Origin of the sequence: Allomuricauda sp. MMSF_3307, from assembly GCF_030733585.1 — a bacterium.
GTDB lineage: Bacteria > Bacteroidota > Bacteroidia > Flavobacteriales > Flavobacteriaceae > Flagellimonas.
Genome location: NZ_JASHIQ010000002.1, coordinates 686,593 through 712,864 on the forward strand (window position 1 = coordinate 686,593; position 26,272 = coordinate 712,864).

Here is a 26,272-nt window from a genome sequence, read left to right on the forward strand (position 1 = left end):
CTTCAAATTCAAAAAACCAGTGTTTTTAAGGGTTGTAAGGGGTAGTAAATTTGTACTGACACCGAAAGGGACACCTTTTTAACAATAATTTAACGATTATGCACTTTTAGAATACCAAATGGCCACAATAAGATTTATAATAAATCAAAAGAGCTTCAAAAGGACAAAATTTCAAATTGAGCAATGCTAGGTAACGCAATCAAAATTTTAAATAGACCATCTATTTAACTACGAAATTATAATCCTACAATAGTATGTCCAGAATCCAAAAATAGGCTAAATCCAGATTCTTAATTTTGCTGCAACTAATTTTCGATTGTTAATAACTCGAATCCTCACAACATTCCATAAAATCCATTAGCCTCAAATGCAGCCATTTGAAAACATTTAAATTTTGTCAAATTTAATTTGGCAGTATTTGAGTAAAATTAATTAACTGTCTGTTTTTCAAATTTTTGTGTATAACTATTTCTTGTATTGGTTAATACCTGCTCTCTTTTGTTTCTACTTTTATTCCAAGAATTCAGCAATAGAAAACAAAAGCGCTTTTGTTCATTTTTAATCTTAAAAAGAAGCAAATGAACAACTTATTGATACTTGAACGGCTTGATCGTTTGGAACGGCTAATGATAGCCAACAAAGAGGTGCTCACCTTTGAGGAGACCTGTGACTATACTGGGATTTCCAGAAGTTATTTGTACAAGCTGACCGCTGCGGGAAATATTCCGCATTCCAAGCCCAATGGAAAAATGATATTCTTTGAAAGGAAGAAGCTCAATGATTGGCTTCTCCAAAATAGTCGGGTGTCCCAAGATGAAATCAATGGGAAGCATAACGGGCCTCATTCAAAAATCGAAGGCAATGGTTTCGGCTAAGGATGAAAATAAGCTTTACTCTGTAAAGGACTCTAATAAGAAAACGGTGTATGACTACGCTATGGAATATCTGGGAACCAAGTATGATATCATGTACAATGAGATTTCCCACGATTTCCAGATAGCATTTAAAGGTTCCAGGGAGTGGCAATATCTAAACCTGAACTCCCTTATCATAGAACTTGCCAAAGCTGGGGTGGATATTCCGACCGGAAAACTGGAGATATTGATACGATCGGAGTGGATTCCCAAATACAATCCCATCAAGGAGTATTTCAACAATCTCCCAAAATGGGACGGAGAGGACCATATCCTAAAGCTTGCGTCTTATGTGCCCACCTATGAGAAAAAGGCTTTTAACTATCATTTCAAAAAATGGCTGGTCCGTGCCATTAGATGTGCCCTGGAACCCAATTATTTTAACAAGCAGGCATTTGTGCTTTCCCATCAGGGACAAAACTCGGGGAAGTCCACATGGTGCCGATTTCTGTGCCCAACCGAGCTTAGTGAATATATGGCCGAGGACATCAGCAATGACAAGGATGCACGGATACAACTGTGCCGGAACTTTTTGTACAATTTGGACGAACTGGCCGTACTGTCCAAAAAGGATGTGAATGCCCTAAAGTCATTTTTTTCCAAGACCTTTATAAATGAGCGCCTGCCATATGATAGAAAGAATACGACCCTATCCAGGATATGCTCATTCGTAGGCTCCACCAATATGTCGTCTTTTTTGAACGATGAGACGGGATCGGTCCGTTGGCTCTGTTTTGAGCTCAAGGGGAAAATAGATTTTTCATATTCAAAGGAGGTCGACATCAACAAGGTCTGGTCACAGGCGTACCACTTGGCCTACTCGGACCCCACCTTTGACTCCGAACTTTCCATTGAGGATATACAGGAGAACGAGGAAAGAAACAGGAAGTATACCAAATTGACTTCGGAACAGGAGGTGGTTGCCAAGTACTATGAAAAGTCCAGTGATATGAAGGACTTCAGGACGGCGTCGGATATCATGGTTGAGATCGCTTGTCTCAACCTAAGGCTCAACCACATCAATATCGGTCGGGCACTGGCCGGGTTTGGCTTTCAAAAGGTCAAGCACCCCAAGCGACAGGTGTACGGCTATTTGTCCCGACCGCTCTTTGGGGGAAGCCCATGGGAAATGGAATTTGCAAAGAAAGAAGAATAATACCTACCTAGTTACCTAAAACAGGATAAAGCCAATGGTCATGGGGCAAAACCTTAGGTAGGATATATAACTTCCATCTTACCTAAAGGTTACCTAACCTACCTAAAGGGTAAGATAGGTAAGTTGAAAAAACATCTGACCTGGCTTGTAAACCCCCGTTATCATTGGGATAGGTAAGAAGGTAGGAGAAATAACAAAATTTAAGAAAATGAGTAAAAATAATAGAACTACCATGGACTGCGAAAAAGCCCGCAACATTGACATCGTTTCCACGCTGGCCAATTTGGGGCACTTTCCAGTCCGGAAAACGGAAAAAGAAGCTTGGTTCCTCAGCCCGTTCCGGACCGAGACCCAAGCCTCTTTCAAGGTATCATTGAAGAAAAACTATTGGATAGACTTCGGGACCTTCGAAGGGGGCAGTACCATAGACCTGGTCATGAAAATGGAGAACTGTTCCGTAAAGGAGGCATTGGAACGATTGTCCGGGAACATGGACCATTTTTCTTTTCACCGGCGGCCGAATCCAACCAAGAAGGAACACAGGGCCAACCCGATTCAGATTATCGAGATAAAGGAAATCGAGCACCGGGCCCTAGAAAACTATCTGAGCTCCAGAAGTATCTCGATCAAGACCGCAAGAAAACTTTGCAAGGAGATACATTATCGAATAGGGGAGCGGACATACTTTGGCATCGGACTCCAGAACAGGTCTGGAGGCTGGGAACTGCGGAACAGCTATTGGAAAGGGTCCACGTCGCCAAAGGATGTTACATTGATAAAGAATGATTCCAAAAACTTGGCCATTACCGAAGGCATGTTCGATATGCTTACCCTATTGGAGCTGATGCCGTATATCGTAAACAGCCATGACCTACTGGTATTGAACACCACGGCCTTTGTAAAACGGATGATAAAGGAAATAGGGAAATATGAAAGTGTTGAGCTGTTTCTGGATAGGGACAAAGCGGGAATGGGGATGACGGAACTTTTATTGGAAAAGTGCCCGAACAGTAGGGATATGTCCTCTCTCTATGAGGAATTCAAGGATATGAACGAATGGAAGGTAAAAAACGCGAAGGATGCAGTTCGGCAACGAATTCAAGATGTGTCATTGTCATGACAAATCTTGCTTTTGCTCCCGAAGGTCGCAAAAGATGATGAGAAAATGAAGAAAGAGTTCGTCCAGTTCCGCTGCTCGGTCTACGAGAAGAAACTGCTGAAGGTAAAGGCCCGAAAGAGCGGTCTTTCCCTCAGTGAGTACTGCCGCCGTGCCGCCTTCGAAGACCGCATCGTGGAACGGATGACGGACGAACAGATAGAGGCCTATAAGCTATTGGTCAAATACCAACGAAACTTTAGGCTGATCACCAATATGTTCCGAAAGCGGAACCCCAGGTTGGCCGAGGAAACGGCCCAGCTGGCCAAAGAGATACGACAACACCTTTTAAATTTCAAGAAATGATAGGGATGGGAAAATCCATATCGCACACCGCAGCCTCCATGAGCTACGGTATGAACCAGGAGAAAGAATCGGAGATTATCCATAGCCAATATCTGGCCGGGGAGACCCCGAGAGAGATCACCGAGGAGTTCAAGGTCATCCAAGAGCAGAACGAACTGTGCCGAAAGAACACGCTCAGCTTTGTGCTCAGTCCCACCGTCGAGGACGGCAGGAAACTGGAAGGGGAACAGCTCAAGGAAATGACCGAGCGGTTCCTTAAGGAAATGAGGTTGAAGGAACGACAGGCTGTGGCCTTTGTCCATAGGGACAAGGAACACGTACATGTCCACCTGTATGTGAACCGGATAAACTTTCAGGGCAAGGCATATAACGACAGCTTTATCGGGAAGCGGAGCCAACAAGTAGCGGAGCGGGTGGCCAAACAAATGGACCTGACCACGGTAAGGGAGGTACAGCAGGAAAAACTCTACCGGATGCAACATGTCCGCTCTGAAATACAAAAGATCCATGAAAAGGTCATGGCCAGGGAACGGCCAAGGGACTTTGACCAGTACATCAAGTCCATGGAGCAGAACAATGTAAAGGTCATTCCCAGCATCAATAAGCAGAACCAATTGCAGGGCTTCCGTTTTGAGCATAAGGGAACCAACCTAAAAGGAAGCGAGGTGCACCGGTCCATGTCCATGGGCAGGATCGCCCGTCAAATGAACTTTGAAAGAAATATAGCACAGCGGATTGCCAAGGACAAGAGCATGCAGCTTTTGGGCAAGACCGTGAATGTCCCGACAAGCCTGACCCAGACCATCATAAAGAAAACCATCAAATTGGCCATCAAGGTGGTCAGGGACACAGGAATGGGAATCTAAACATAACATCATGGCAAAACTGGATGAAATAGCGGAACTGTTGACAGAGGAGATCAACGGATTTGAAAAGAGTATCGGCCGATTGGAAAAGGTTCATGAGGATTTCAAAAACCTTCCATTAAGGCCAGATACCAGCCAATTAAATGCGCTTCTAAAAGAGTATGGCAACAACCAAAATAACAATATTCAGGAACAACAAAGATTGATGGAAAGGATTCTTCATAAAGTAGAGCGGTCCGTTCTCTTGCCCAGTTGGGTCATAAAACTTACTTGGGTGTTGTTGGTCACGGTCCTGTTGGTCCTTGGTTTTTCAATCTATCAGGTATCAAGGATATCCAAGAAAGAACAGTCTGCATATCTAAAAGGTCAGGATGATGCAATTGAACACTACGGGACATTCTTTGAAGAAAGCCCAGAGGCAAAGGAACTCTATCAAAAATGGCTGGAGGAAAGGGGCAACAAGTAGGACAGCGCCCTATCTTATTTTTGTTATACGCTTTTCTTTCCGAACCGCTACAAAAATAGGATAGGATCCATGCGCTGAAGTTGGAGGTAAGATTTGGGTAGAGTGTAAAAGGAAGAATATCAGGATTGAAGACCAGGGTTAAGCTTTTTTATAAGCTCCTCCTTACGTCTAATGGCGACCTCAATTTTGGAGCCATCGGTCAATACTATATGGCCTCCTTTTCCTTTGATGTAATGTTCTACGAATGATAAATTGATAAGATGGGATTTGTGCACCCTGAAAAAAGTATGGTTTTCCAGAATACCTTCAAAATACTTTAATGTTTTGGAGGCTGTTATTCTTTTGTTTGTAATTGAATGGATGTGAGTATAATTGACATCCGATTGAAGTCTAATGATGTCGTTTGTGTCCAGCATTGCAAAACCGTCCACGGTAGGGATTGCAATTCTTTTAGATGATTCGCTTCCTTCTTTAAAATTATGGAATAGAATATCTATCTTTTTTGAGGTTTCTTTTAGATTTTTTTGTTCCCTCAGTTTTTGTAGGGCGTTGACGAGATCATTTTTATCAATGGGCTTTAAGAGATAATCCAATGCCGAGAACTTAAATGCCTTTAGGGCATAATTGTCAAAAGAGGTGGTAAATATCACTTCAAAATCGAAATCGTCCAGTTGCGATAAAAGGTCAAAACCTGTATTATTCCCAAGTTCAACATCCAAAAAAATAATATCGGGCGATAAATCAGTGATTTTGCGCTTTGCCTCATCGATGGTTTTGCAGCGTGCCATAACTTCAATGTCATGCCCTTCCTCCTGCAAAAGTCCCTCTAAACGGTTAATACAGTGTTGCTCATCGTCTACGATAATAGCCTTTAGCATAATGTTATTAAAATTGAAGTTCCAAAGGAAGTCTTATCTCTACACGAAGCCCTTCCGTTTTGTCCAACAAATTAATATATCCATTGGTATTTTTTAAATGGTTGATGATATCTATTCGATTGCTAGCAATTTTCATCCCAAACGAACCTTTCTTTTTGACATATGTGTTGGTTGACAATCTACCTACCCCATTGTCCTCCACAATGTACTTCAACATGTTTCCATCTTTTTTTATCAAGAGGTCGATTTGTCCACTTCCTTGTTTTGGAGCAATTCCGTGCCAAATACTGTTTTCGATAAATGGTTGCAATATGAGCGGGGGGACCAATGTGTTGTCCAGTTCAATGCTTTCATCAACTGATATGTGGTAGTCGAGCTTGTTTTCCAACCGGAGCGCCTCTAACTGCATATACAGTTTCATCAACTCAAGATCTTCCTCCAGGGTAATCCATTTTTTTTCGGAGTTTTCAAGGATAGACCGTGTAAGTTTGGAGAACTTGACCAAATAATCATCGGCCTGTTGGATATCCTTCTTTGAGATAAAGTCGCTAATCGAATTGAGTGAATTAAAAATAAAATGGGGATTCATTTGGGAGCGCAAGGCCTTGAGTTCGGTCTCTGCCACTAGCGCATTGAATTCCGCCACTCTTCCCTTTTCCAATGCATCGCGTCTGCGCTTGTATAAAAAATATCCTATTACGGAGACCAATGCCAAGAGTATGGCCCCGAACAAATACCCGTTTTTCACCAATTCCTGCCTTTTTATTTCCTCTTGGGCGACCGCTTGTTGTCGTTCCATTTGAAACTGCATTTCCTTTCGGGTCAATTCAGACCTCTTTTCCTCATTCAAAACACTGTCCCTGAGTTGCACATGTTCTTTGTAGGCATCAAGGGCTTCGGCCATATTTCCATTGTGCTCGTATACCTGACTCAATACTTCCCACGAATCGGATTCCCATTCCACAGCACCAATCTCCATGGAAAGCGCAAGAGCTTTGCGGGCATTTGTTTCTGCCAGGTCATAGTTTTTGAACAACACATTGATTTTGCCAATACTGTTCAATGCGGAGGCCTCGATATACTTGTTCCCAATCTGTTGGGCGAGGTTTGCTGACTCTTGATACCGTATAAGTGCATTTTTGTTCTGTCCCAGCTTTTTGTAGGCCAAGGCCAAGTTATTGGTAATCGCTGCTATAAACAGGTTGTTTTCTTCCAGTTTGGCCAAAGCCAAGGCCTTCTCCAAAAAAGAGACACCTTCTTCAAAATTTTCCGTGTCGTTATACACAATGGCAATGTTGGAAAGTGCTTTGATCTCATCTGGCCTGTTGTTAAGTGATTGTGCCGTTGATAAATAGGCTCGATAATTTGTCAAGGCCTTGTCATATTCCTTTAAATCGGCATGTATATTGCCAATATTGCCCAACAGACTTGACTCTAGCTGCTTGTTGGCCATTTTTTGGCTTAAAACCAAGGCTTTTTGATAAGCATCCAGTGCATTGAGATTGTCTCCTAAAACATAATGGAGGTTTCCTTTTTGACGATGTGCCAGTGCTTCGCCCTTGGTCCAGTTTGTTTTTTCTGAAATTGCTATGGCCTCCTCCACATTTGGAAGTGCCTCGTTAGGATTTGAATAGGTCAATGCTCCGGCAATTTCAATAAGTAGTCCGGCTCTTATGGTATCTTGTAAAGTGTGTCCCTCCAATTCATTCCTTAGGGAGTCAAGCAGTACCTCTTGTGAATTTCCGTATAACGGTAAAAATATAATGAGAAGGGAAAAACAGGTTTTTTTGATCGGTCGCAGCATGTTCTGAGGTTAGTGAACCCCAAATTTAAGCCATTTGAACCATTAATGGGTTGTTCTGCCATGGTTTACGGATAATGAAAGATTAGCTACGGTAATGTTGAATAACCATACGTATAATAATTGACCATGGCACAGGGATAAAGGAATTCATAGTTTAGAGATTGCTATACGGCATAACCATTAACTATATGAAATACACTACAATGCTTTTTCTGTCCTGTTCTATGTTATTTTTCTTTGTTGGTTGCGGCACCGATGATGGTAACGAACCTGAAAACGGAACATTAAACGAAGTACAGGGAACCATACAATTATCTGGGGAGGAAACTTCGGAGCTGGGTACTTCATTGACCGTTGGTAATATTGAAGTAGCCAATGTTGCCCTTTCGGGGACAGATAAATCGGTAATTCTGTTATCTGAGAACATTACTGTTGTTGATAATGAATTCATTTATGAAAACGACCAAAACGGATTTGTAATCGTGGCAGCCGATTTTTCCACCGGTGGCTCGCCAGATATTGATAAGACCATATCCATGACCATAGTAAGGAACGGACAGGAGTTCCGCCATGCCTGTTCTTCGCCCTATCAAAACTTTTTTACGGCATGCGGCGACGGGTTCGGGGTTGATTTTGAGTCTAAACGTGTCATTTTTGAAAATACAACTGTAATCAATACCGATGATGACACTATTTTGACCATGGACGGAACCATAACTTGGAAATGAAATTTAGAAAAACAGTGTTAATGGTACGATCGGGATTTAGCATTTTTCTCATGGTGGCAGTAGTGTTCCATAGTTTTGCACAGACAGCTGGTATAGATGAACTGATAACCTATAAGCCGCCCTCGGACAATTTTGTTTCAATCAATCTTCAGACGTACAAAGGATTGCCCAGGTTTGGTGTTGTGGATTCATATAAAAATCAAATTCCAAGTGAAAATGCCAATCCCAGATCCAATGCTTTGAGGCCCGTTCGTGGTGGTAGTCGAAATCCGGAGCAGCTTGAAAAGAACAAAATGGTAAACACAGGGAGAATCAATTTCTCCTTGTTGGTCAGTTTAAAATATCTCAACCCTTTTGTGGGGGATTTGGATAAGGATCGATTAACTATTTTAAACAACAGTCTTACCGAAAAACAATCGAATTCTGCTTATCTACAGCGATTTTTGCTCAACCAAGTGGCTCCGAACTTATGTCTGTATGAGGCATGCAAGAATGTCAATCAAGGTAAGAACGAATTTGAAAGACAGCGCAATTACAAAACCTTTGTGAACACTTGTTTAAATCCGCTTTTGGAATGGAGTCAAGATGTTTTTAAGAATGATGAGTTGGTCGGTTATCATGTTTCTGCACTAAATATTGGAGGAAATTATGATTTCGATAAAAAGGGCTATTGGGTGAGTCATTATTTGAGCCTCAACGATATTTTCCCATTTAAACAGGGCGGGCGAAAGAGAGTGGTCTTCGAACCAGTTAAACCCTACGAAAGTCAGATTCTGAACAAATTGGCCAGAGGAAAAAGCATCAATTTCTTCTTGCCGATGAATGAGCAAACTGCTGAGCGCTTTAAAAAAGAGGGCATCAACCGCCTATATCTGGTGAAAAAGATAAAGCTGCAACATTCGGATAAGCGGATGGACGCTCCGACAGACCCTATTGATTTTAACTATTTCCATGAAAACAGCGAAATGGAAATATATTCGGACGAAGCTCTTGCAAATCATTTTAGGACCCTATCCCTAACCAATCTTATTTTTAAAAATTGATGTATGAAACAGGTGCTTTTTATAGTAACGGTGTTGGTATTCCAAATAATGGGATGGGGACAGTCACAGGAAAAGGTATTTGATCCTCCCACGACTGATTTTATTTCACTTTCCTTGCAGACTTACAAAGGGAAGCTCCGATTTGGGGTGCAGGATGAGTATTTTCTAAAATCAGATGGAACCTATGTAAGTTCCAGGGATGCTGAGTACTTTGAAAAGGACAAACAATTCAGCCATAACAACGCGAGCAGGCATGCCTTTGTGGAGCTCTTGAAAATGAGGTTCAAAGAGGATATGTTCAATGTGATGGACAAGGACTTTTTTACTGAACGGACACAAAACATGTACGAAAAAGACCTTAAATCCTATACTGCCCAACAACATGTGCTGGCCCTTGCCAACGCCTTGTGCAACAAACAGCAGTCCATACATTTTTTCTGCAACCCAAAAGAAGAAGATTGTGCTTCAGGATTCCTGCAGGATGGATATTATAACGAACCTCGTAATATTAGGTCATGGGGAGGAAGAGGAGCTTCAGAGTTTCAAAAATTAAGGGCGTACACCAATTTTGTAAAGGAGAAATTTCCGTTGGTCGAGAAGTGGGCAAAAACGCTTTATTCAGACAATGTCTTGGAGGGATATTATGTTACACGGACCAATTTGGGCACCTACGATTTTAAGAACGGCGGTTATTGGTTGAACACGCATCAGTTTTACAATCAGGGATTTTTATTAGGATGGTACGGACTCCAACCCGGCAATTCATCAGAAAGAAAGTTGATGCACCCCAATGGTTCGTCGATACTGTTCAAAATGTTGCCAGAAGAGGCTGAAACCTTCTCTGAAAAGAACCAACAAATCTATTTGGTATTTGATGTCACTGGTTACCTCAACGGATTGGAAAACTATAGGGCAGACCAACTCAAGACCACTTTTAGCCTCAACAGTCCCGTTATCAAAATCTATTCAGATGACGGCCTTACAAAGAAAACGGGCGAAATCAATATCAACACCATGGTATCCAAGACCAGATAATCCAAAAGATATGAAAATGAAACCTGTAAAAACCAATGCTATTCTGATTATGACTTTGTTCGGAATGTTTATGCCGATTTCTGTCCAAGGTCAGTTTTTTAAAAAATTAAAAAAGAACGTAGAAAACAAGATTGTAAAAAAAGCCAGTGATAAAACAGACGAGTTGTTGAATGGCAACGGTGAGAAAACGCCCGTTCCAGATACAAAACCTGGGCCGACATCTAAAAATACGAGCTCACAAAGTGAAACCTTGGCCAAAAGAGAACCCCTTGCGGTAAACGATCAAAATGTTCTAACGTTCAAGGCACCCACTAAAGATTTTAGGGATGTCGTTATACAATCGCACAATGGACTTCCCAGATACGGCGATCTCTATTTTTTGAGAGGGACTACGGCACAGACGATGAACAAAGCGTATGAGGCACTTTTAGAGATGAAATTTTTGGAAAGTACCTTTAAAGATTTAGATCGATCAAAATTGACCAAACATCAGAATATAGCAGGTGACCTTGCAAAAAAGAACTCTGAGTTTGCCCAAAATCACTTGTTAATTCTCGCCAGGGAAACCCTATCCGATGAAAAACTTCAAGAGTACTTTTGTGATTCCGAAGGCAAATCTCCCTGTAATTTTTATAATCCCGCAGGAGAAAGGGCACAAGTTTCCTATTGGGGAGGTACACGTAATAATGAATTTGCACAAAATCGTAGCTATACCAAGTTTGTCCAAGACCATTATGACACTCTTCAGGTATGGAGCAACTCATTTTATGAAGATGGGACCCAAATTGCCTATTTCGTTGCAAGGGGAGCAGTGGCTGAGAAATATGATTTCAAAAACAAGGGTTATTGGATTAGAAGTATATTCTCCATTGGTGGGGACTTTATTTTGCACAAGTCCAATTTCATGGCCTATTCGGAGAATGAGAAAATCCTGAAAAATTATTCAAAAAAGGTTTTTCTTGCTGTTGAGCCCACTGATGCCAAAGCATATAATTTAAAAGAGCGTTCCCCGGTGTTCGTGGTTTTTAAAGTCAAAGTAACCCCTAAGATTACGAGTCCGACCCGAATTTCATGGGAATTTGAACTGGAAGACACTAAAATGGAGTTTTACAAGGATGGTCTATTAAGTCAAAAAATGGGCGAATCGGATATCAGAACTATTAAATTTAAGGATTAAGACATGAACTGTATTTGTTCTAAAGAGGTTATATGGCTAATAATGGGTGTTGTGATGATGGCCATGCCACAGCCTGTGAATGGTCAGTTTTTTAAAAAACTGAAAAAACAGGCAGAGGAAAAAATTATAAAAAAAGCGGATAAAAAGGTAGATGATATTCTTATTGGGAATAAGGATGCCGAACAAGGGCCAAGCACCCAAACAGGTGGTACAACCCAAACCGAAAAAAAAACCATTGACCAAAATACCTCGCAACAAACCACTAATATATCATTCGACGATTCAGAGTATTTGGTCTACAAATCACCTGATCCAGCATTTAAGGACATTGTGATCCAAAAATTCAAGGGCCTTCCCAGGTTTGGTGCCATTGATGCTTACATGATGCGGGATAATCCAAAAAAAGTGGATCTTTCTAAGGAAGCAGCTGAAAAAAGAAACTTGACTGGTTTGGGGTATGCAGGGTTTGCACACTTGGTACGGATTAATATGCTTAAAGAACATTTTAAGGTAATGGACAGGGATGCTCTTACACAACAGACCAAAGGCAAGATTATTGAAAAGGAGGCCAAATCCAGTCTGGCTCAAAAAGTACTGAAGGAATTTGCTTTTGATATGGGAACTGACGCTCTAAAAAAGGAATATTTTATGAATGATTGGAGCGGAACCGGTAAAAGCGCATTGGTAAGGGAATGGGGAGGTCACCAAGCAGATGATTTTACAGAAAACGAACGATATGTGTCCTTTGTGGAAAAGTACCTGGAGGTCATTTTAAAATGGGCCGAAAACTTTTTTGCTGACGGTTCTGAAGATTTTCAACTGGTGCATGCCATAAAATTTCTAGGCCAGTATGACTTTGACAAGGGAGGCTTTTGGGTACGCCTGCCCATTAAAAGACCGCCCCTTGGAGCTATTTCTTCGGTTGAGTACTTTAATGAATTTGCTCCCAAAACACCATACGGGCATACGTTTTTTAACAAAACGGAACAAGTGGATTACATTAATGGCGATGTGCTTTTTAAAATGAACCCTGATAAAGCTGAAGCCTTAATCAAAGATAAAAGTGTCATCCTACTGCTCACAATGAAGGTCAGATCTGTTTTTAAAGACTTTGATACGAGCAATCCTTTTGTTTATGGGGCCAATTACACCTATCATTTTCTCGACCCTGTGTTAGAGCTATATTCGGATGCACAAATAGCCAGAAAAATAGGGGAGATCAATTTGGAAAATTTAGTGTACAAAGAACCCAATTGATTAATTAAGGCTAACCGCAGTCGATAACGACACTAAAAAAGAGGCATTCAACAACTGAAATGAAAGCCATGATGCACTGTTTATTAGATTATAAAAAATGATTAAGATAGCTTTGATGATACTTTTTCATGGAAACTCAGTTTCTTTTTTAACAGCTGCATATCCTCACTGACTTTTCGGTTCAATATTTTCGCATAATGTTGTGTGGTTCGAAGCGATTTATGCCCCAACATTTTACTTACCGATTCAATGGAGACACCATTGGAAAGAGTTACCGTTGTTGCAAAAGTGTGTCTGGCCAAATGAGTGGTCAAGTGTTTCTTGATGCCGCTAAGGTCCGCTATTTCCTTTAAATAGGCATTCATTTTTTGATTGGTCAATACGGGTAGCACCTTTTTATCTGCAAGTAAGGGACTGTGCTCGTATTTTTCGAGAATCATCAATGCTGTGGGAAGAACAGGAATGTTACTTTTGGTTTTTGTCTTGGTACGTTTGGTATTTATCCAAAGATCACCGTCAATTCCTATCACAAAATCATCATGTGTCAATTTTTTCACATCCGCATAGGCCAATCCGGTAAAGCAACAGAAAACAAAACAATCCCTTACATGCTCCAACCGATCATTTGTAAAAGGATGATCCATTAGTCGTTGAAGCTCTTCATCGGTCAGGAATTCCCGTTCTACAGTTTTTAATCGGGCTTTCCAATTGGCAAAGGGGTCTGTTTTAATCCAACCATTGGCATAGGCAATCCTAATGATCTTTTTAAAGTTCACCACATATTTGATGGCTGTGTTGTGGCTGCACTTTCTTTTTGTCTTTAGATAATATTCGAAACCAGAAATAAAAGAATGGTCCACATCCACGACTGGAACATCTTTCTTTCGAAGCTCGTTCTGTAAATATTCGGCCAAATGACTTTTTGCGGTTTTGTATCGTTCTGCGGTACCAGGAGCAAAATCTTTCCCAACTAATTTTTCAACCCTATCATTGTGCTCTTGAAAGATTTCCAATAACATTTTTGAGGGTTTATCCACTCCTAGGTAAGAGTTCTTTAGGGAAACAGCGGTCAACGGTCGGCCCTTGTCTTTCAATTTGTCCGCATGTCGAAAAAGGTCGGTACGTATTTTCATTAATTGCGAATTCAGTTGACGCACTTCTTGAGAGAACCCCAATACCTTTCCATTGGTGGCATCCCAAGTGTTGGGATAAATTTTGCGACCTGTGCTGAATTCCGAACGCTTTCCATTTACTGTGATTCTGATGTATATCATTGCCCGACCTACTTTGTCGGTTTTGTGCTTTTTGATGTAGAATAAGAGAGATAACATAAAAGGGACACCTATTTTAACATTATTTTCCTTGAAATTAGTAAAAAAAAATTAAAATATAATCCCTGTAAATATCTGAATGACAATATTTTAAATGGTATTAGGTGTCCCTTTTTGGTGAGATTGAAGGTGACACCGAATTGGGCACCTATTAGGATGAAAATAAATGATATCATTTGATATCAAAAAAAATAAAAACCCTGTAAATCAATAATTTACAGGGTTTCTTGTTTTGAGATGATGTCTCTCAGCGGAGGAAGAGGGATTCGAACCCCCGGAGGTGTGACCCTCAACAGTTTTCAAGACTGCCGCATTCGACCACTCTGCCATTCCTCCTAAGCGGGTGCAAATATATAAAGCTTTTTCGTATCCCAAAAGACCTTTTTGTATTATTGTTACTTCCAAGCCATAAACCATTTTCCCCATCTAAAGTTTCACAAATTACGTATGCCTTTCAATACAATGGTCATACCTTTGCCGCTATGCTCGAATGGTACCACTATTTACTATTGATTGCTGTAGGTTTTGCAGTAGGGTTTATCAACACCGTGGCAGGTGGTGGTTCCTTGCTTTCCTTGCCTACGCTCATTTTTTTGGGTTTGCCACCGGCTGTGGCCAACGGAACCAACAGGGTGGCCATTGTGGTCCAGACCGCTTTGGGAACGGCCGGTTTTCGCAGCAAGGGTGTTTCCACCTTTCCATTTAACCTTTATTTGGGGATTGCAGCGTTTCTAGGCTCCATCATTGGGGCTTATATCGCTGTTGATATTGATGGGGAAACCTTTAATCGGATCTTGGCCATCGTAATGATTGCCGTGGTGCTGATTATTATTTTCAAGCCAAAGATGCGGTTGGAAGAAATGCAGGAACGACTCACGGGTAAATACCTATGGGTGGCCCTGATCGTTTTTTTCTTTTTTGGGATTTATGGGGGTTTCATCAATGCAGGACTTGGATTTTTAATGATGCTTTTTTTGCATTACTTTAATCGAATGAATCTGGTCCGGTCCAACGCCACAAAGGTTGCAGTGGTTTTTGTTTATATGCTGGCCGCTTTGGCCGTTTTCGCGTTCAACGATAAGATAGACTGGAAATTGGGTTTTATCCTCGCCATCGGGAACGGGTCAGGCGCATGGTTCGCCAGTAGGTTCTCTGTAAAAAAGGGGGATGGGTTCATAAAAACATTTTTGGTCGTGGCCGTAGTGGCAATGGCCATCAAACTATGGTTTTTTTAAAAATTTTAATTGATATATGCCAGGATTTGAACTTTTTGGGGATAAGGAAAGAATGGAAGTGCAAAACGTATTGGATTCCGGAGTACTGATGCGCTACGGTTTTGATGCCATGCGCAACGGACATTGGAAGGCTCTGGAACTCGAACAAGGTTTGGCGAAACGTATGCAGACCCGATATGCCCATGCCGTGAGCAGTGGAACTGCGGCACTTACCGTGGCCTTGGCCAGTGCCGGTATTGGCGCTGGGGATGAAGTTATTATGCCCACCTTTACCTTTGTGGCCAGTTTCGAGTCCATTTTGGCCTTGGGAGCTGTTCCGGTACTGGTCGATATTGACGATACCCTAACCCTGAAACCCGAAGCTGTCGAGAAAGCCATCACTCCAAAAACCAAAGTGGTGATGCCCGTGCACATGTGCGGCTCCATGGCAGATTTAAATGCGTTGAAGGCCATTTGTGAGGCCAATGATCTTTTGTTGCTCGAAGATGCCTGTCAGGCCATCGGAGGGACCTACCACGGAAAGCCCTTGGGCAGTATCGGCGATTTGGGCTGTTTCTCCTTCGATTATGTAAAAACGATTACCTGTGGAGAAGGCGGGGCGTTGATCACCAACAATAAGGCATATTATGAAAATGCCCACAAATACTCCGATCACGGTCATGACCATATCGGAAATAATAGGGGAGCGGAGGAACACCCGTTTTTAGGGTACAACTTTCGTATTTCCGAGATGAATGCAGCCGTAGGGGGGGCCCAATTGGCACGTTTGGATGATTTTTTGGCCATACAAAAACGGAATTATACCCTATTGCGGGAAGCCCTGTCCCAGATTCCAGAAGTCGTGTTTAGAACCGTGCCCGAAGGGGGGGAGGAGAACTACTCCTTCCTCAACTTTTTTATGCCCTCGGGGGAATTGGCACAAATAGCACACCAAGAACTGATTGAAGCTGGAGTGGACGGCTGTTTTTATTGGTTCGACAATAATTGGCACTACTACAGAAAATGGGAACACCTAACGGATAGGAAGTCGCTGGGCAAATTGCCCCAAGATGTGGTGGAATCCTTGCCCGATTACAGCAAAGCTGATTTTTCCGAATCCGACCAATGGATGTCCCGAAATATTTCGTGTTTGATCAAACTGGGATGGACCGAAGAAGAGGTTAAAATACGTGCCAAGCAAATGGTCGGTGCCATCAAGGCAGCATTATAAGTGGTCTGCTGTATCGCAGCTAGCTTCGTGATGTTGAACCGTTGAATCAATACTTTACATACTCCACGATTTCCAAGCCATAGCCTACCATGCCTACACGTCGGGTTTGTGCAGAATTGGTGAGCAAGCGTATTTTGGAAATGTTGATGTCGTGCAAAATCTGTGCGCCGATACCAAAATCCTTGTTGTCCATTTCCACTTTAGGTGCCTTGGTAACCCCGTCGCCCTGCAGTTTTTTAAACTCGGACAAGCGGCTCAATAAGTTCATGGATTGATTTTCTTGACTTATAAAAATCATCGCACTTTTCTCCTCCTTGTTAAGCGCATCGAACATCCGTTGCAATGCTTCATCAGGATTATTGGTCAAAGTGCCCAGCATATCGTTATTCACCAAAGTAGAATTGATACGTGTCAGCACGGGCTCACCGCTCCTCCATTTGCCTTTCAGCAGCGCGATATGGACTTGGTCGTTGGTGGTCTGTTGATACGCCCTGAGCCGAAATTCACCAAACCGGGTATTGATGGTAAAGGCTTCCTTGAGTTCTATCAAGCTATCGTGCTCCATGCGGTAGGCAATCAAATCCTCTATGGACACGATCTTAAGGTCGAACTTTTTGGCCACCTCCATCAACTGGGGCAAACGCGCCATGGAACCATCCTCGTTCATAATTTCCACGATCACTCCCGCGGGTTGCAGTCCGGCCAAACGTGCAAAATCAATGGCGGCCTCCGTGTGTCCCGTTCGGCGAAGCACTCCACCTTCTTTGGCAATCAAGGGGAATATGTGCCCAGGTCGGGCCAACTCATGCGGTTTGGTAGAGGGGTCGGTGAGTGCAATCACGGTTTTGGCCCTATCACCGGCGGAAATGCCCGTGGTAACCCCATTGCCGCGCAAATCTACCGACACGGTAAAAGCGGTCTCCAGCGGGTCCGTATTATGGCTCACCATTTTATGGAGTCCCAAATCCTTGCAACGGCCCTCGGTAAGGGGAGTGCAGATGAGTCCACGGCCATGGGTGGCCATAAAATTGATGGTTTCCGGTGTAATCAGTTCGGCAGCGGCCAAAAAATCACCTTCGTTCTCCCGGTTTTCATCATCCACCACAATAATCACTTTGCCTCGCCTAATGTCGGCAATGGCTTCTTCAATGGTGTTCAGTTGTATGTTGTTTTCGTTGGAGATCATTCGTCCTCTGCTTCTTTATTTTTCCTTTTAAACAATGCTTTGATACGGTCGATAAAATGACCAAAGCCTATCAATCCTTTATCTGCGGTTGCGCGTCGGGTAAGCGATATGCCCAGCGGTAACATGATCATAGTGGGCAGCCAAGCGCCTATCGCCGGGTGAATATTGCCTTCCTTGGCGTAGTTGCCGGCAAACACCCCAATAAAATAATAGGCCAAAAATAGGATAATGGCCACTACCATGGGCAGTCCAAGTCCTCCTTTACGGATGATGGCTCCCAGTGGTGCACCCACAAAAAACAGGATAATGCAGGAAAGTGCAAGCGCATACTTCTGATGCAGCGATAAAATATGGCTGTTGTAAAATTTATAACGGCTTTGCAACTCGTCCTTTTTGGCGTTTACCGTACTCAGAATGCTGGTCACTTCGTTCTGCGCTTTTTTAACTACCTGCAGTTGTTCCCATTGCTGTAAACTTGAAATAAACACATCAATGTCGCGGACGGTATCTTGTTGAATCTCTGTTTTCTTTTCTGGGACAATAAGTTCCAAGGAATCTACTTTGGGTTCCACGGGGAAGGCTCCCATGCGGTTGACCACGTTTTTGGAGAAGGCCGTCACTTTTTCGAGATTGTTTTCCCGAAGGGAGTCAATATCCTTGATCAGGCGCCCCACATTTTTCATTTTGTTGGTGGTGATGTTTTGGTCTTCTTCCAAATCCTGATCGTTCAATTCAGAAATGTCGATATTGATGGTATAGGTGTCAAAATTGGACTTGGCAAATGGATGCTTTCGCCGTTCCGCTGCCTTTTGCGGAATCACCTCTTCGTAGTAATTGCCATCTTTGAGCACCAATTGGATAATGTCGGACTCCTCACTACTGATCAACTCACCTGTTTTTGCCTTAATGACGGTATTGTTGATGTTTTGGTTTGTTTTTTTATGGATGATGACATTGTCCAGAAAGCGGTCCTGCTCGCCATATTTTCTGTCCACTTTTATGTTCATTCCTTGGGCAGTTCCTTCAAAATCACTGAAAACACCCTCCGTAATGGCGGCTGCAGGCTTTACTTTGGCAATATTCCGCCTCAGGTTGAACATTTTTTGTTCCGATTTTGGAATCACATCATTGGCAAAAAAGAAGGTCACCAATCCAAGAAAGAGCACAAAAACAATCAAGCTCCGCATCCCCCGTTGCAGGGATATACCTGACGCTTTCATGGCCGCAAACTCATAGTTTTCCGCGAAAGTACCAAAGGTAAGGATGGAGGAGAGGAGTACCGTAAGGGGCAGCACCTTGTCGACCAAAGTGGGAATAAAATAGAAAATGAACTTGCCAATGATTACCATGCCCAGCCCCTTTCCTGCCAAGTCATCGATGAACAGCCATATCCCTTGAAAAATGAATATGACGATCAAGATGAAAAAGGAACTGAAGAAGTTGTATAGAAATCTTCTTAGTATATACTGGTCAAGTATTTTCAATGCTTAATTTCTTATGATGTAGTACCCTTTGTCCTCGTATTTTTGCTCATCAAAGGTAAAGAGTGTGCTCGATATGGGCTGATTGGTTTTGAAAGAATTAACGGTAATGGTGGTTTTGGTACCATTGTTTCCGGTTTGGATCAGTTTGTAGATGTGCTTGGTCTGTGCATCTATACCCAAAAGTATCGATTTGATCTCCGTATTGGAATCAATGGGAATCAGCTTGACATACTGGATTTTTCTGCCTCCCACATTTTGTAGAATATCCCATTGGTAATTATGGCCTGTTTTGTAAAAGGTCAGCATTTTGGAAGGACTCACCGTATCGTTGTCCTCGTTTACGTCCTCAATGGTGACTTCCTCATTTTCGGGAACCACTGTGTACACTTTGTTGCCATCATACAATTGCTTGGCCCCAAAATAGTTCAGCAGATATTTTTCACCTTGAAGGATGACGTTGCCGTTGGTTTCTTGCTTTAGATCGGCTTCCGTATTCTCCAAAACAGACTGAAAGTCAATATAAATATTATCGTAGCTCTGCACTTTGTTGTACACTTCGTCCAACAGTGCTTTAGCCTTGTCCGAATTTTGTCCGTAGGAAAGGATTCCAACGGTAAACAAGGCTACAAATAGGATGTTTTTTTTCTTCATGATGTTACTTTGCTTCATTTTCCAATAATTGTTCCAAGGAGTATATGTCGGGAACCAACACTTGCCGTGCCTTACTGCCTTCAAAAGGCCCTACAATACCAGCGGCTTCCAGTTGGTCGATAATTCTACCGGCCCTGTTGTACCCCAATTTCAGTTTTCGTTGGATGAGGGAGGCCGAACCTTGCTGTGCGGTCACGATAACCTCGGCAGCTTCTCGGAACATGGCATCCCTGTCCTCAATATCATTATCAAGACTTGTGCCAGATTCTTCGCCTACATATTCTGGCAGCAGGTGCGCTTCTGGGTAGGCCCTTTGCGACCCAATATAGTCGGTAATCTTGGCTACTTCTGGGGTGTCCACGAAGGCACATTGCAGTCTCGTTACATCATTGCCTTGGGTGTACAGCATATCCCCGCGACCGATGAGCTGGTCCGCACCTTGGGCATCCAAGATGGTTCTGGAATCTATTTTTGAAGTCACCCGAAACGCAATCCTAGCTGGGAAGTTGGCCTTTATGATTCCCGTAATAACATTTACGGATGGCCTTTGCGTAGCAATGATTAAGTGAATACCGATGGCACGTGCCAATTGCGCCAATCGGGCAATGGGGGTTTCTACTTCTTTGCCCGCGGTCATGATCAAATCTGCAAACTCATCTATCACCAGTACAATGTAGGGGAGGAACTTGTGCCCATCGTTCGGGTTGAGCTTTCTGGCCTTAAACTTGGCGTTATATTCCTTGATGTTTCGAACCATGGCGGTTTTGAGCAACTCGTACCGGTTGTCCATTTCGATACAGAGCGAGTTCAAGGTGTTGATCACTTTGGTGTTGTCCGTAATGATGGCCTCATCGGAATCGGGCAACTTGGCCAAAAAGTGACGTTCAATTTTGTTGTAAAGCGTCAACTCTACCTTTTTGGGGTCCACAAAGATGAATTTCACCTCTGCCGGATGCTTTTTATAGAGCAGGGAGGTAATCACAGCATTCAACCCCACAGATTTACCTTGTCCCGTGGCACCGGCCATGAGCAAGTGAGGCATTTTCGCCAAGTCCACCACAAAGGTTTCGTTGCTGATGGTTTTTCCAAAGGCGATGGGCAGTTCCATTTCGGCCTTCTGGAACTTGTTCGATGCGATAACCGAACGCATGGAAACCACGGTCGCGTTCTTGTTGGGCACTTCTATACCCACGGTTCCCTTTCCGGGAATGGGCGCGATGATGCGGATTCCCAAGGCCGCTAGGGAAAGCGCAATATCATCCTCCAAGTTTTTGATCTTGGAAATACGGATACCAGCTTCAGGAACAATCTCATAAAGTGTGACCGTGGGTCCAATGGTTGCCTTAATCTGGGCAATCCCTATCTTGTAATTTTTGAGGGTGCTTACAATGCGATTCTTGTTTTCTTCCAGTTCTTCCTGGTTGATGGTGATGCCGCCCGATGCACCGTGTGCGTCTAAGAGGTCCAGTTGGGGAAACTTGTAGTTGCCCAGTTCCAGTTTGGGGTCGAATTCACCAAAATCCTCTACCAATTTGGCTGCTTTGGCGTCGGTTTCTTCCTCTTCTTCAACCGGGGTTGTCTCCACTTTTAGGTCGATGTCCGATTCTTCCTCTTCGGGAACATTCACATCGAGCCCGGCTTCATCCAAAGGTGGGATATCTTTCTTATGGGTGTATGTATCTATTTTTTCCGGTGCGGTTTCTTCTGTGGTCAGCACTATGTCATCCTCATCATCCACGGAGGGTGCTGCGGTTGTATTTGAAGTGTCCCCATCATTGAGTTCCGATGTGATCTGTCGTTTTTGTCTGCGGAAGAAGTTGGCAAAACCTTCGGGGGTAAAATTGAACAGGCGCACCAAAATTACCATCAACATAAAAAGCAAGATCAGGAAGACCCCAATTTTACCGGTATAATCTTGAAGGAAATCATTCATTTCGTAACCCACAAGACCGCCCAACAAAGGAAAGTCAGCGGCAAAAAACCCTAGGGCAATCGATCCCCAAATAACGCCTACCAATCCCCAAATCCATTTGGATATCAAGCCTTTAAGCTCTAACCCCAGAAATAAATAAAGCCCGGTTATAGCCAACAAAAAAGGAAACACGAATGAAGCCAGACCAAAGCCCTTGTACATAAAAAAGTGGCTTACGTTGGCCCCGAATTTGTTCAATAGGTTACTTGCTTGGGCATTGCGGTCGGCAAATTGGGACAACATGCTTTGGTCTTCCTGCCAAGTAAAATAAAACGACATGAAAGAGAAGAAAAGCGCAATGCTCAGAACGATCAAAAGACTACCAAAGATGATCTTGTTCTGCTTGGAAAGCTTGAACGAGACCTTTTTTGGGGCACCGGTAGTTTTTTTGGTTTTTGATTTTGTCCTTTTTTTGGCCATCAATTCTGTTTAAGCGGGGCTAAGTTACAAATTTACGTTGCTACTCCCTGTGTTGGATTTTGCTAAAAGATTTTGGGGATATAGATGATCAAACCTATAATGCTGGCTAAGATGGACACTATCATTACGGCTCCAGCGGAAATATCTTTTATCAAACCGATCTTGGGGTCCAGATTGGGTTGGATATAGTCACAGATTTTCTCCACGGCCGTATTAACACCTTCCACACCCATGACCATGCCTATGGACAATAATTGTATGGTCCATTCAACACGGGAAATCTCAAAATAAAAACCGAAAGCGGTAACCACAAGAGCGATTACAAATTGAATTTGGATGCTGGACTCGGTCCGCAGCAATAGGAACATGCCCTTAAGGGCATATCCTACGCTTTTTACACGGTTTTTAAAAAAAGATTCTTTAGGCATCCATCAATGCTTCTAAGGCTGCTTTGTAATTGGGTTCGTCCACTGTTTCGGCAACCTGCTCGGTGTAGATTACCTCACCAGCCTCGTTGACTACTACCACAGAACGGGACAAAAGTCCTTGCAATGGCCCATCGGTAAACTCTACCTGATAGGATTTTCCAAAGTTCCCGTCCCTAAAATCAGAAAGGGTTTCCACCTTATCGATACCCTCCGCTCCACAAAAACGGGCTTGGGCAAAAGGAAGGTCTTTCGAAATACAAAGCACTTTGGTATTGCTCAGTTCTGCTGCTTCCTGATTGAATTGTCGTACGGATTGGGCACAGGTTCCCGTGTCGATACTTGGGAAGATGTTCAATACTACTTTTTGTCCTTTGTAGTCGGACAATTCTACCGTAGACAGGTCATTTTTGACCAATGTAAAGTTGGGTGCTTGGGTTCCGTTACCTGGAAGGTTTCCCAAGGTATGCAATTCGTTTCCTTTTAATGTTACAGTTGCCATAGTCGCAGTTTTGATTTGGAATCAAAAATACTAAAAAAACCTTCCCGAAGTCTGTTACGGGAAGGTTCTTATTTCAACGTTTACAACAATTTCCGTTACTTGTCGATGGAGCCGAGAACCCTGGACATAAAACCGTTAAGGGCTTCTTTTTTGGGAGTGCCATTTTTGATCTCGTTCGAGACTTCAAGGGCGCCGTACAAATTGGAGATCAGTTCCCCGATCATGTCCAACTCCTCGTCTTTGAGGCTTGCAACCTCACAGACACTCTCCAAGGTGTCCGCAGTTTCCTGCAAATAATCCTCGTCGTGCTCCTCGGCAAAATTGACCAATTGCTTAATTATGGGCAACTTCATGGATCAAGTCTTTTAAAACATCATACTTGTTGGTCTGCACCTGATTTTTTAGGCTCCCTTTGGAAAAAGCGGCAAATGTGGGCAAGTTGTCCACATTGGCCAGTTTTCTGGATTCCGGAAATTTTTCGGCATCGACCATTACAAAGGTTACGTTCTCGTTCAAAGTGGCTTCTTTTTTGAACTTTGGCTTCATTATTCGGCAATTGCCGCACCAAGACGCACTGTACTGTACCACTACGTTCTCGTTGTTGGCAATAACCTCGCTCAAATTGTCTTTATCCAATTCTACTACCATGGGACACTAGTTTACGTGATTGGCCAAATATTCGGAAACACCTGCTCTGTCAGCATTCATGGCTTCCTTTCCTTCTTCCCAGTTGGCAGGACAAACCTCGCCTTTTTCCTGTACATGGGTATAGGCATCTATCAAACGCAAAAATTCCTTCACATTTCTTCCCAAGGGCATATGGTTGATGCTTTCGTGGAATACCGTTCCTTCCTCATCGATCAAATAGGTGGCCCTGTAGGTCACATTGTCGCCTTCTACCACAACAGAGTTGGTCTCTTCGTTGAAATCCTCCTTCATAATGTCCAAGATGCCCAATGCGCTGGCCAGGTTTCGGTTGCTGTCAGATACAAGTGGGTACGAAACGCCTTCGATACCGCCATTGTCCTTTTCCGTGTTCAACCATGCGAAATGCACCTCCGCCGTATCACAGGAAGCTCCAATGACGATGGTATTTCGTTTTTCGAACTCGGCTAGGTTTTGTTGAAATGCAAAAAGCTCGGTAGGACATACAAAAGTGAAGTCTTTTGGGTACCAGAACAACAAAATTTTCTTGTTCTCGGCCTTGGCTTTTTCTACAATGTTGATTTTGAACGTATCGCCCAATTCGTCGATAGCGTTTACTTCAATACTTGGAAATTTTCTTCCTACTAAAGTCATTTATTGGATGTTTTTATAAAATTCGAGCTGCAAAAATAGGGCGGTTTGATGGCTTACACCAACTTAAAAATTTCTATTTCTTATGACTGGATAAGCTGTGACTATGTGCTAAAAAAACGTTGTCATTATTAAGGTTGTCGCAAATATGAGATAGTCACATTGAGAACTCCTCAAAGAATGTGGCTTATTTAAAAAAGCAGCATTAAAATTTATTCAGCCGCAGTAGTGGCCAGTTGCTTGATCTTGATTCGGAATGCGGCAAACAACAAGGTCATGAACGGGCTCAACCAATTGAAAATGGCATAAAATAGATATTCGCCAACGCTTACACCCAAAACCCCGCTGTGATAAGCCCCACAGGTATTCCAAGGGAATAAAACAGATGTAACTGTTCCGGTGTCTTCAAGTGTACGACTTAAATTTTCTGGTGCTAAACCTTTGTCCTTATATGCTTTGGCGAACATTTTTCCTGGTACCACAATGGCCAGATACTGGTCGGATGCAGTTCCATTCAATATCACACAGCTAATTCCCGTACTGGCAAACAGGCCAAAAGTGGTCTTGGCCAATTTTAGCAGGGATTCCGTGATACGCTCCAAAGCACCAATGCCGTCCATGATGCCCCCAAATACCATGGCGCAAACAATCAGCCAGATGGTGCCTAGCATACCGGACATTCCCCCGGAAGAGAACAAATCGTTCAAGGCTGGGTCGCTGGTGGCAATTTCGGTATCCACGGTTATCGCATTTAAAATGCCTTTGTAGCCTGTTTCAAAGTTGAGTGCAGTTCCTCCACCAATGTTGGCCACAATATCCGGTTGAAAAATAAGTGCGAAGAGGCCGCCCAACAAAGTTCCCACCAATAAAGCCATTAATGGTGGTGCTTTTTTTACGATCATTCCGATGACGGCCAAGGGTACAATGAACAACCATCCGTTGATGTTGAAGGTAGACCCAATATTGTTCAATAATGAACTGGTATCGGCAACACCAGAGGTATCCAACGTAAAGCCGATAATGATAAAGACAATTAAGGTGACTACAATGGTAGGCACGGTAGTATAGGTCATGTAGCGAATATGGGAAAACAAATCCCCTCCGGCCATCGCCGGAGCCAAGTTGGTTGTATCACTTAAGGGGGACATCTTATCCCCGAAGTAGGCTCCGGAAAGCACGGCACCTGCCGTCATCCCGAGTGATACACCCAAAGCGTCACCAATCCCGATCAATGCAATGCCTACGGTGGCGGCTGTGGTCCAGCTACTGCCCGTGGCAATGGAGATAATGGCACAAATAATGACACTTGCCGCTAAAAATATGGTTGGGTTCAAGATTTGTAGCCCATAATAGATCATCGCGGGAATAATTCCGCTGACCAACCATGTTCCAGATAGGGCACCCACCATTAAAAGGATGAGCAAGGCACCGGTAGTGGACCTCACGTTCTCGGCCACTTCGGCAATCATCTGTTCGTAGGATACCTTGTTAAAAATACCGACAATGGCAGCGACTGCTCCGCCCATTAAAAGGATGAATTGGTTGGAACCGCTTAGGGCGTCATCCCCAAAAACAAAAACATTGTAGGCCAGCATCGCCACGAGGGCAAAAACGGGTATCAATGCTTCTGCAATGGAGAGTTCTTTGTTTTCTACAATATGTTCGTCTTCCCTAAACTTTGATTCTTCCTTTGGGTTCGGCATGTTGGTCTGAGTTTGTTAAAAGGTAATATTACGATTTTGCACCTTGTTGTGCAAACCGTTGCAATATACCC

The 26,272-nt window shown here is 43.1% G+C and carries 26 protein-coding genes and 1 tRNA gene; 13 read left to right on the top strand and 14 right to left on the bottom strand.

Annotated elements, in window-relative coordinates; all coding sequences use genetic code 11:
* Positions 1 to 578: 578 nt before the first annotated feature.
* The 6 genes from RBB12_RS07545 (at position 579) to RBB12_RS07570 (ending at position 4,864) form a co-directional block, all read left to right on the top strand.
* The gene (locus tag RBB12_RS07545; protein ID WP_293295104.1) at positions 579 to 875 is read left to right on the top strand and encodes a helix-turn-helix domain-containing protein; all 297 of its coding nucleotides are present in this window, start codon (positions 579 to 581) and stop codon (positions 873 to 875) included.
* Complete coding sequence (locus RBB12_RS07550; protein ID WP_306013039.1) at positions 862 to 2,070, top strand: VapE domain-containing protein; 1,209 nt, start codon at positions 862 to 864, stop codon at positions 2,068 to 2,070. Before RBB12_RS07545 ends, RBB12_RS07550 begins: the two co-directional genes overlap by 14 nt.
* Before the next feature lie 208 nt (positions 2,071 to 2,278).
* A complete protein-coding gene (locus tag RBB12_RS07555; RefSeq protein WP_306013038.1) occupies positions 2,279 to 3,190 on the top strand; it encodes a CHC2 zinc finger domain-containing protein in 912 nt (303 codons plus the stop codon).
* A 12-nt stretch (positions 3,191 to 3,202) separates the two neighbouring features.
* Positions 3,203 to 3,532, top strand: a complete 330-nt coding sequence (gene mbpA / locus RBB12_RS07560; RefSeq protein WP_306026647.1) for a mobilization protein MbpA — start codon at positions 3,203 to 3,205, stop codon at positions 3,530 to 3,532.
* Between the two features lie 5 nt (positions 3,533 to 3,537).
* Positions 3,538 to 4,398 (top strand): relaxase/mobilization nuclease domain-containing protein, encoded by an 861-nt coding sequence (locus tag RBB12_RS07565; RefSeq protein WP_313882854.1) that lies wholly within the window; start codon positions 3,538 to 3,540, stop codon positions 4,396 to 4,398.
* A 10-nt stretch (positions 4,399 to 4,408) separates the two neighbouring features.
* Positions 4,409 to 4,864 carry a DUF6730 family protein gene (locus RBB12_RS07570; RefSeq protein ID WP_306013035.1) on the top strand — a complete coding sequence of 152 codons (456 nt, stop codon included), beginning with the start codon at positions 4,409 to 4,411 and terminating at the stop codon, positions 4,862 to 4,864.
* 119 nt (positions 4,865 to 4,983) lie between these two features.
* On the opposite strand, the gene RBB12_RS07575 is transcribed toward RBB12_RS07570, so the two are convergent.
* Both RBB12_RS07575 and RBB12_RS07580 read right to left on the bottom strand, forming a co-directional pair.
* Entirely contained in the window at positions 4,984 to 5,742 is a 759-nt protein-coding gene (locus RBB12_RS07575; RefSeq protein ID WP_306013034.1) for a LytR/AlgR family response regulator transcription factor, read from the bottom strand.
* A gap of 7 nt (positions 5,743 to 5,749) precedes the next feature.
* Positions 5,750 to 7,546: a tetratricopeptide repeat protein gene (locus RBB12_RS07580; RefSeq protein WP_306013033.1), complete on the bottom strand. Its 1,797-nt coding sequence runs from the start codon at positions 7,544 to 7,546 to the stop codon at positions 5,750 to 5,752.
* Between the two features lie 188 nt (positions 7,547 to 7,734).
* Here RBB12_RS07580 and RBB12_RS07585 point away from each other — a divergent pair, with 188 nt between their 5' ends.
* From RBB12_RS07585 to RBB12_RS07605, 5 genes are read left to right on the top strand one after another with little or no spacing between them, the layout of a single operon-like run.
* Complete coding sequence (locus tag RBB12_RS07585; protein ID WP_306013032.1) at positions 7,735 to 8,274, top strand: hypothetical protein; 540 nt, start codon at positions 7,735 to 7,737, stop codon at positions 8,272 to 8,274.
* 20 nt (positions 8,275 to 8,294) lie between these two features.
* Positions 8,295 to 9,317: a hypothetical protein gene (locus RBB12_RS07590; protein ID WP_306013031.1), complete on the top strand. Its 1,023-nt coding sequence runs from the start codon at positions 8,295 to 8,297 to the stop codon at positions 9,315 to 9,317.
* A gap of 3 nt (positions 9,318 to 9,320) precedes the next feature.
* Positions 9,321 to 10,352, top strand: coding sequence for a hypothetical protein (locus RBB12_RS07595; RefSeq protein WP_306013030.1), 1,032 nt, complete (start codon positions 9,321 to 9,323; stop codon positions 10,350 to 10,352).
* A gap of 16 nt (positions 10,353 to 10,368) precedes the next feature.
* Positions 10,369 to 11,529, top strand: coding sequence for a hypothetical protein (locus tag RBB12_RS07600; RefSeq protein WP_306013029.1), 1,161 nt, complete (start codon positions 10,369 to 10,371; stop codon positions 11,527 to 11,529).
* A gap of 42 nt (positions 11,530 to 11,571) precedes the next feature.
* Entirely contained in the window at positions 11,572 to 12,786 is a 1,215-nt protein-coding gene (locus RBB12_RS07605) for a hypothetical protein (RefSeq protein ID WP_306013028.1), read from the top strand.
* A 101-nt stretch (positions 12,787 to 12,887) separates the two neighbouring features.
* On the opposite strand, the gene RBB12_RS07610 is transcribed toward RBB12_RS07605, so the two are convergent.
* On the bottom strand, positions 12,888 to 14,117 hold the full coding sequence (locus RBB12_RS07610) for a site-specific integrase (protein ID WP_306013027.1): 1,230 nt from the start codon (positions 14,115 to 14,117) through the stop codon (positions 12,888 to 12,890).
* 251 nt (positions 14,118 to 14,368) lie between these two features.
* A tRNA-Ser gene (locus RBB12_RS07615) sits at positions 14,369 to 14,453 on the bottom strand.
* 146 nt (positions 14,454 to 14,599) lie between these two features.
* Here RBB12_RS07615 and RBB12_RS07620 point away from each other — a divergent pair.
* Both RBB12_RS07620 and RBB12_RS07625 read left to right on the top strand, forming a co-directional pair.
* Positions 14,600 to 15,352: a sulfite exporter TauE/SafE family protein gene (locus RBB12_RS07620; protein WP_306013026.1), complete on the top strand. Its 753-nt coding sequence runs from the start codon at positions 14,600 to 14,602 to the stop codon at positions 15,350 to 15,352.
* 16 nt (positions 15,353 to 15,368) lie between these two features.
* The gene (locus RBB12_RS07625) at positions 15,369 to 16,562 is read left to right on the top strand and encodes a DegT/DnrJ/EryC1/StrS aminotransferase family protein (protein WP_306013025.1); all 1,194 of its coding nucleotides are present in this window, start codon (positions 15,369 to 15,371) and stop codon (positions 16,560 to 16,562) included.
* A 46-nt stretch (positions 16,563 to 16,608) separates the two neighbouring features.
* On the opposite strand, the gene ribB is transcribed toward RBB12_RS07625, so the two are convergent.
* The 10 genes from ribB to nhaC form a co-directional block, all read right to left on the bottom strand.
* The gene (gene ribB / locus RBB12_RS07630) at positions 16,609 to 17,748 is read right to left on the bottom strand and encodes a 3,4-dihydroxy-2-butanone-4-phosphate synthase (RefSeq protein ID WP_179383840.1); all 1,140 of its coding nucleotides are present in this window, start codon (positions 17,746 to 17,748) and stop codon (positions 16,609 to 16,611) included.
* Positions 17,745 to 19,232 (bottom strand): LptF/LptG family permease, encoded by a 1,488-nt coding sequence (locus tag RBB12_RS07635; protein ID WP_306013024.1) that lies wholly within the window; start codon positions 19,230 to 19,232, stop codon positions 17,745 to 17,747. Before RBB12_RS07635 ends, ribB begins: the two co-directional genes overlap by 4 nt.
* Positions 19,233 to 19,235: 3 nt before the next feature.
* On the bottom strand, positions 19,236 to 19,883 hold the full coding sequence (locus RBB12_RS07640) for an outer membrane lipoprotein carrier protein LolA (RefSeq protein ID WP_306013463.1): 648 nt from the start codon (positions 19,881 to 19,883) through the stop codon (positions 19,236 to 19,238).
* Positions 19,884 to 19,887: 4 nt separating this feature from the next.
* Complete coding sequence (locus tag RBB12_RS07645; RefSeq protein ID WP_306013023.1) at positions 19,888 to 22,275, bottom strand: DNA translocase FtsK; 2,388 nt, start codon at positions 22,273 to 22,275, stop codon at positions 19,888 to 19,890.
* A gap of 62 nt (positions 22,276 to 22,337) precedes the next feature.
* Positions 22,338 to 22,703: a diacylglycerol kinase gene (locus RBB12_RS07650; protein ID WP_306013022.1), complete on the bottom strand. Its 366-nt coding sequence runs from the start codon at positions 22,701 to 22,703 to the stop codon at positions 22,338 to 22,340.
* Complete coding sequence (tpx, locus tag RBB12_RS07655) at positions 22,696 to 23,202, bottom strand: thiol peroxidase (protein ID WP_306013021.1); 507 nt, start codon at positions 23,200 to 23,202, stop codon at positions 22,696 to 22,698. Before tpx ends, RBB12_RS07650 begins: the two co-directional genes overlap by 8 nt.
* Before the next feature lie 95 nt (positions 23,203 to 23,297).
* A complete protein-coding gene (locus tag RBB12_RS07660; protein WP_090295870.1) occupies positions 23,298 to 23,555 on the bottom strand; it encodes a DUF6952 family protein in 258 nt (85 codons plus the stop codon).
* Complete coding sequence (locus RBB12_RS07665) at positions 23,536 to 23,850, bottom strand: thioredoxin family protein (protein ID WP_293287776.1); 315 nt, start codon at positions 23,848 to 23,850, stop codon at positions 23,536 to 23,538. The genes RBB12_RS07660 and RBB12_RS07665 overlap by 20 nt, the downstream gene beginning before the upstream one ends.
* A gap of 6 nt (positions 23,851 to 23,856) precedes the next feature.
* Positions 23,857 to 24,501, bottom strand: coding sequence for a peroxiredoxin (locus RBB12_RS07670; protein WP_306013020.1), 645 nt, complete (start codon positions 24,499 to 24,501; stop codon positions 23,857 to 23,859).
* A gap of 209 nt (positions 24,502 to 24,710) precedes the next feature.
* Positions 24,711 to 26,201: a Na+/H+ antiporter NhaC gene (gene nhaC / locus RBB12_RS07675; protein ID WP_306013019.1), complete on the bottom strand. Its 1,491-nt coding sequence runs from the start codon at positions 26,199 to 26,201 to the stop codon at positions 24,711 to 24,713.
* Positions 26,202 to 26,272 lie beyond the last annotated feature (71 nt).

Coding starts and splice junctions, on each gene's coding strand:
- RBB12_RS07610 (WP_306013027.1), bottom strand. CDS start 14,117: ATGTTATCTCTCTTATTCTACATCAAAAAGCACAAAACCGACAAAGTA.
- RBB12_RS07555 (WP_306013038.1), top strand. CDS start 2,279: ATGAGTAAAAATAATAGAACTACCATGGACTGCGAAAAAGCCCGCAAC.
- RBB12_RS07580 (WP_306013033.1), bottom strand. CDS start 7,546: ATGCTGCGACCGATCAAAAAAACCTGTTTTTCCCTTCTCATTATATTT.
- RBB12_RS07570 (WP_306013035.1), top strand. CDS start 4,409: ATGGCAAAACTGGATGAAATAGCGGAACTGTTGACAGAGGAGATCAAC.
- RBB12_RS07585 (WP_306013032.1), top strand. CDS start 7,735: ATGAAATACACTACAATGCTTTTTCTGTCCTGTTCTATGTTATTTTTC.
- RBB12_RS07670 (WP_306013020.1), bottom strand. CDS start 24,501: ATGACTTTAGTAGGAAGAAAATTTCCAAGTATTGAAGTAAACGCTATC.
- RBB12_RS07645 (WP_306013023.1), bottom strand. CDS start 22,275: ATGGCCAAAAAAAGGACAAAATCAAAAACCAAAAAAACTACCGGTGCC.
- RBB12_RS07550 (WP_306013039.1), top strand. CDS start 862: ATGGTTTCGGCTAAGGATGAAAATAAGCTTTACTCTGTAAAGGACTCT.
- RBB12_RS07545 (WP_293295104.1), top strand. CDS start 579: ATGAACAACTTATTGATACTTGAACGGCTTGATCGTTTGGAACGGCTA.
- RBB12_RS07625 (WP_306013025.1), top strand. CDS start 15,369: ATGCCAGGATTTGAACTTTTTGGGGATAAGGAAAGAATGGAAGTGCAA.
- RBB12_RS07640 (WP_306013463.1), bottom strand. CDS start 19,883: ATGAAGAAAAAAAACATCCTATTTGTAGCCTTGTTTACCGTTGGAATC.
- RBB12_RS07620 (WP_306013026.1), top strand. CDS start 14,600: ATGCTCGAATGGTACCACTATTTACTATTGATTGCTGTAGGTTTTGCA.
- tpx (WP_306013021.1), bottom strand. CDS start 23,202: ATGGCAACTGTAACATTAAAAGGAAACGAATTGCATACCTTGGGAAAC.
- RBB12_RS07660 (WP_090295870.1), bottom strand. CDS start 23,555: ATGAAGTTGCCCATAATTAAGCAATTGGTCAATTTTGCCGAGGAGCAC.
- RBB12_RS07565 (WP_313882854.1), top strand. CDS start 3,538: ATGGGAAAATCCATATCGCACACCGCAGCCTCCATGAGCTACGGTATG.
- RBB12_RS07575 (WP_306013034.1), bottom strand. CDS start 5,742: ATGCTAAAGGCTATTATCGTAGACGATGAGCAACACTGTATTAACCGT.
- ribB (WP_179383840.1), bottom strand. CDS start 17,748: ATGATCTCCAACGAAAACAACATACAACTGAACACCATTGAAGAAGCC.
- RBB12_RS07590 (WP_306013031.1), top strand. CDS start 8,295: ATGGTACGATCGGGATTTAGCATTTTTCTCATGGTGGCAGTAGTGTTC.
- RBB12_RS07600 (WP_306013029.1), top strand. CDS start 10,369: ATGAAACCTGTAAAAACCAATGCTATTCTGATTATGACTTTGTTCGGA.
- RBB12_RS07595 (WP_306013030.1), top strand. CDS start 9,321: ATGAAACAGGTGCTTTTTATAGTAACGGTGTTGGTATTCCAAATAATG.
- RBB12_RS07605 (WP_306013028.1), top strand. CDS start 11,572: ATGGGTGTTGTGATGATGGCCATGCCACAGCCTGTGAATGGTCAGTTT.
- RBB12_RS07665 (WP_293287776.1), bottom strand. CDS start 23,850: ATGGTAGTAGAATTGGATAAAGACAATTTGAGCGAGGTTATTGCCAAC.
- nhaC (WP_306013019.1), bottom strand. CDS start 26,201: ATGCCGAACCCAAAGGAAGAATCAAAGTTTAGGGAAGACGAACATATT.
- RBB12_RS07650 (WP_306013022.1), bottom strand. CDS start 22,703: ATGCCTAAAGAATCTTTTTTTAAAAACCGTGTAAAAAGCGTAGGATAT.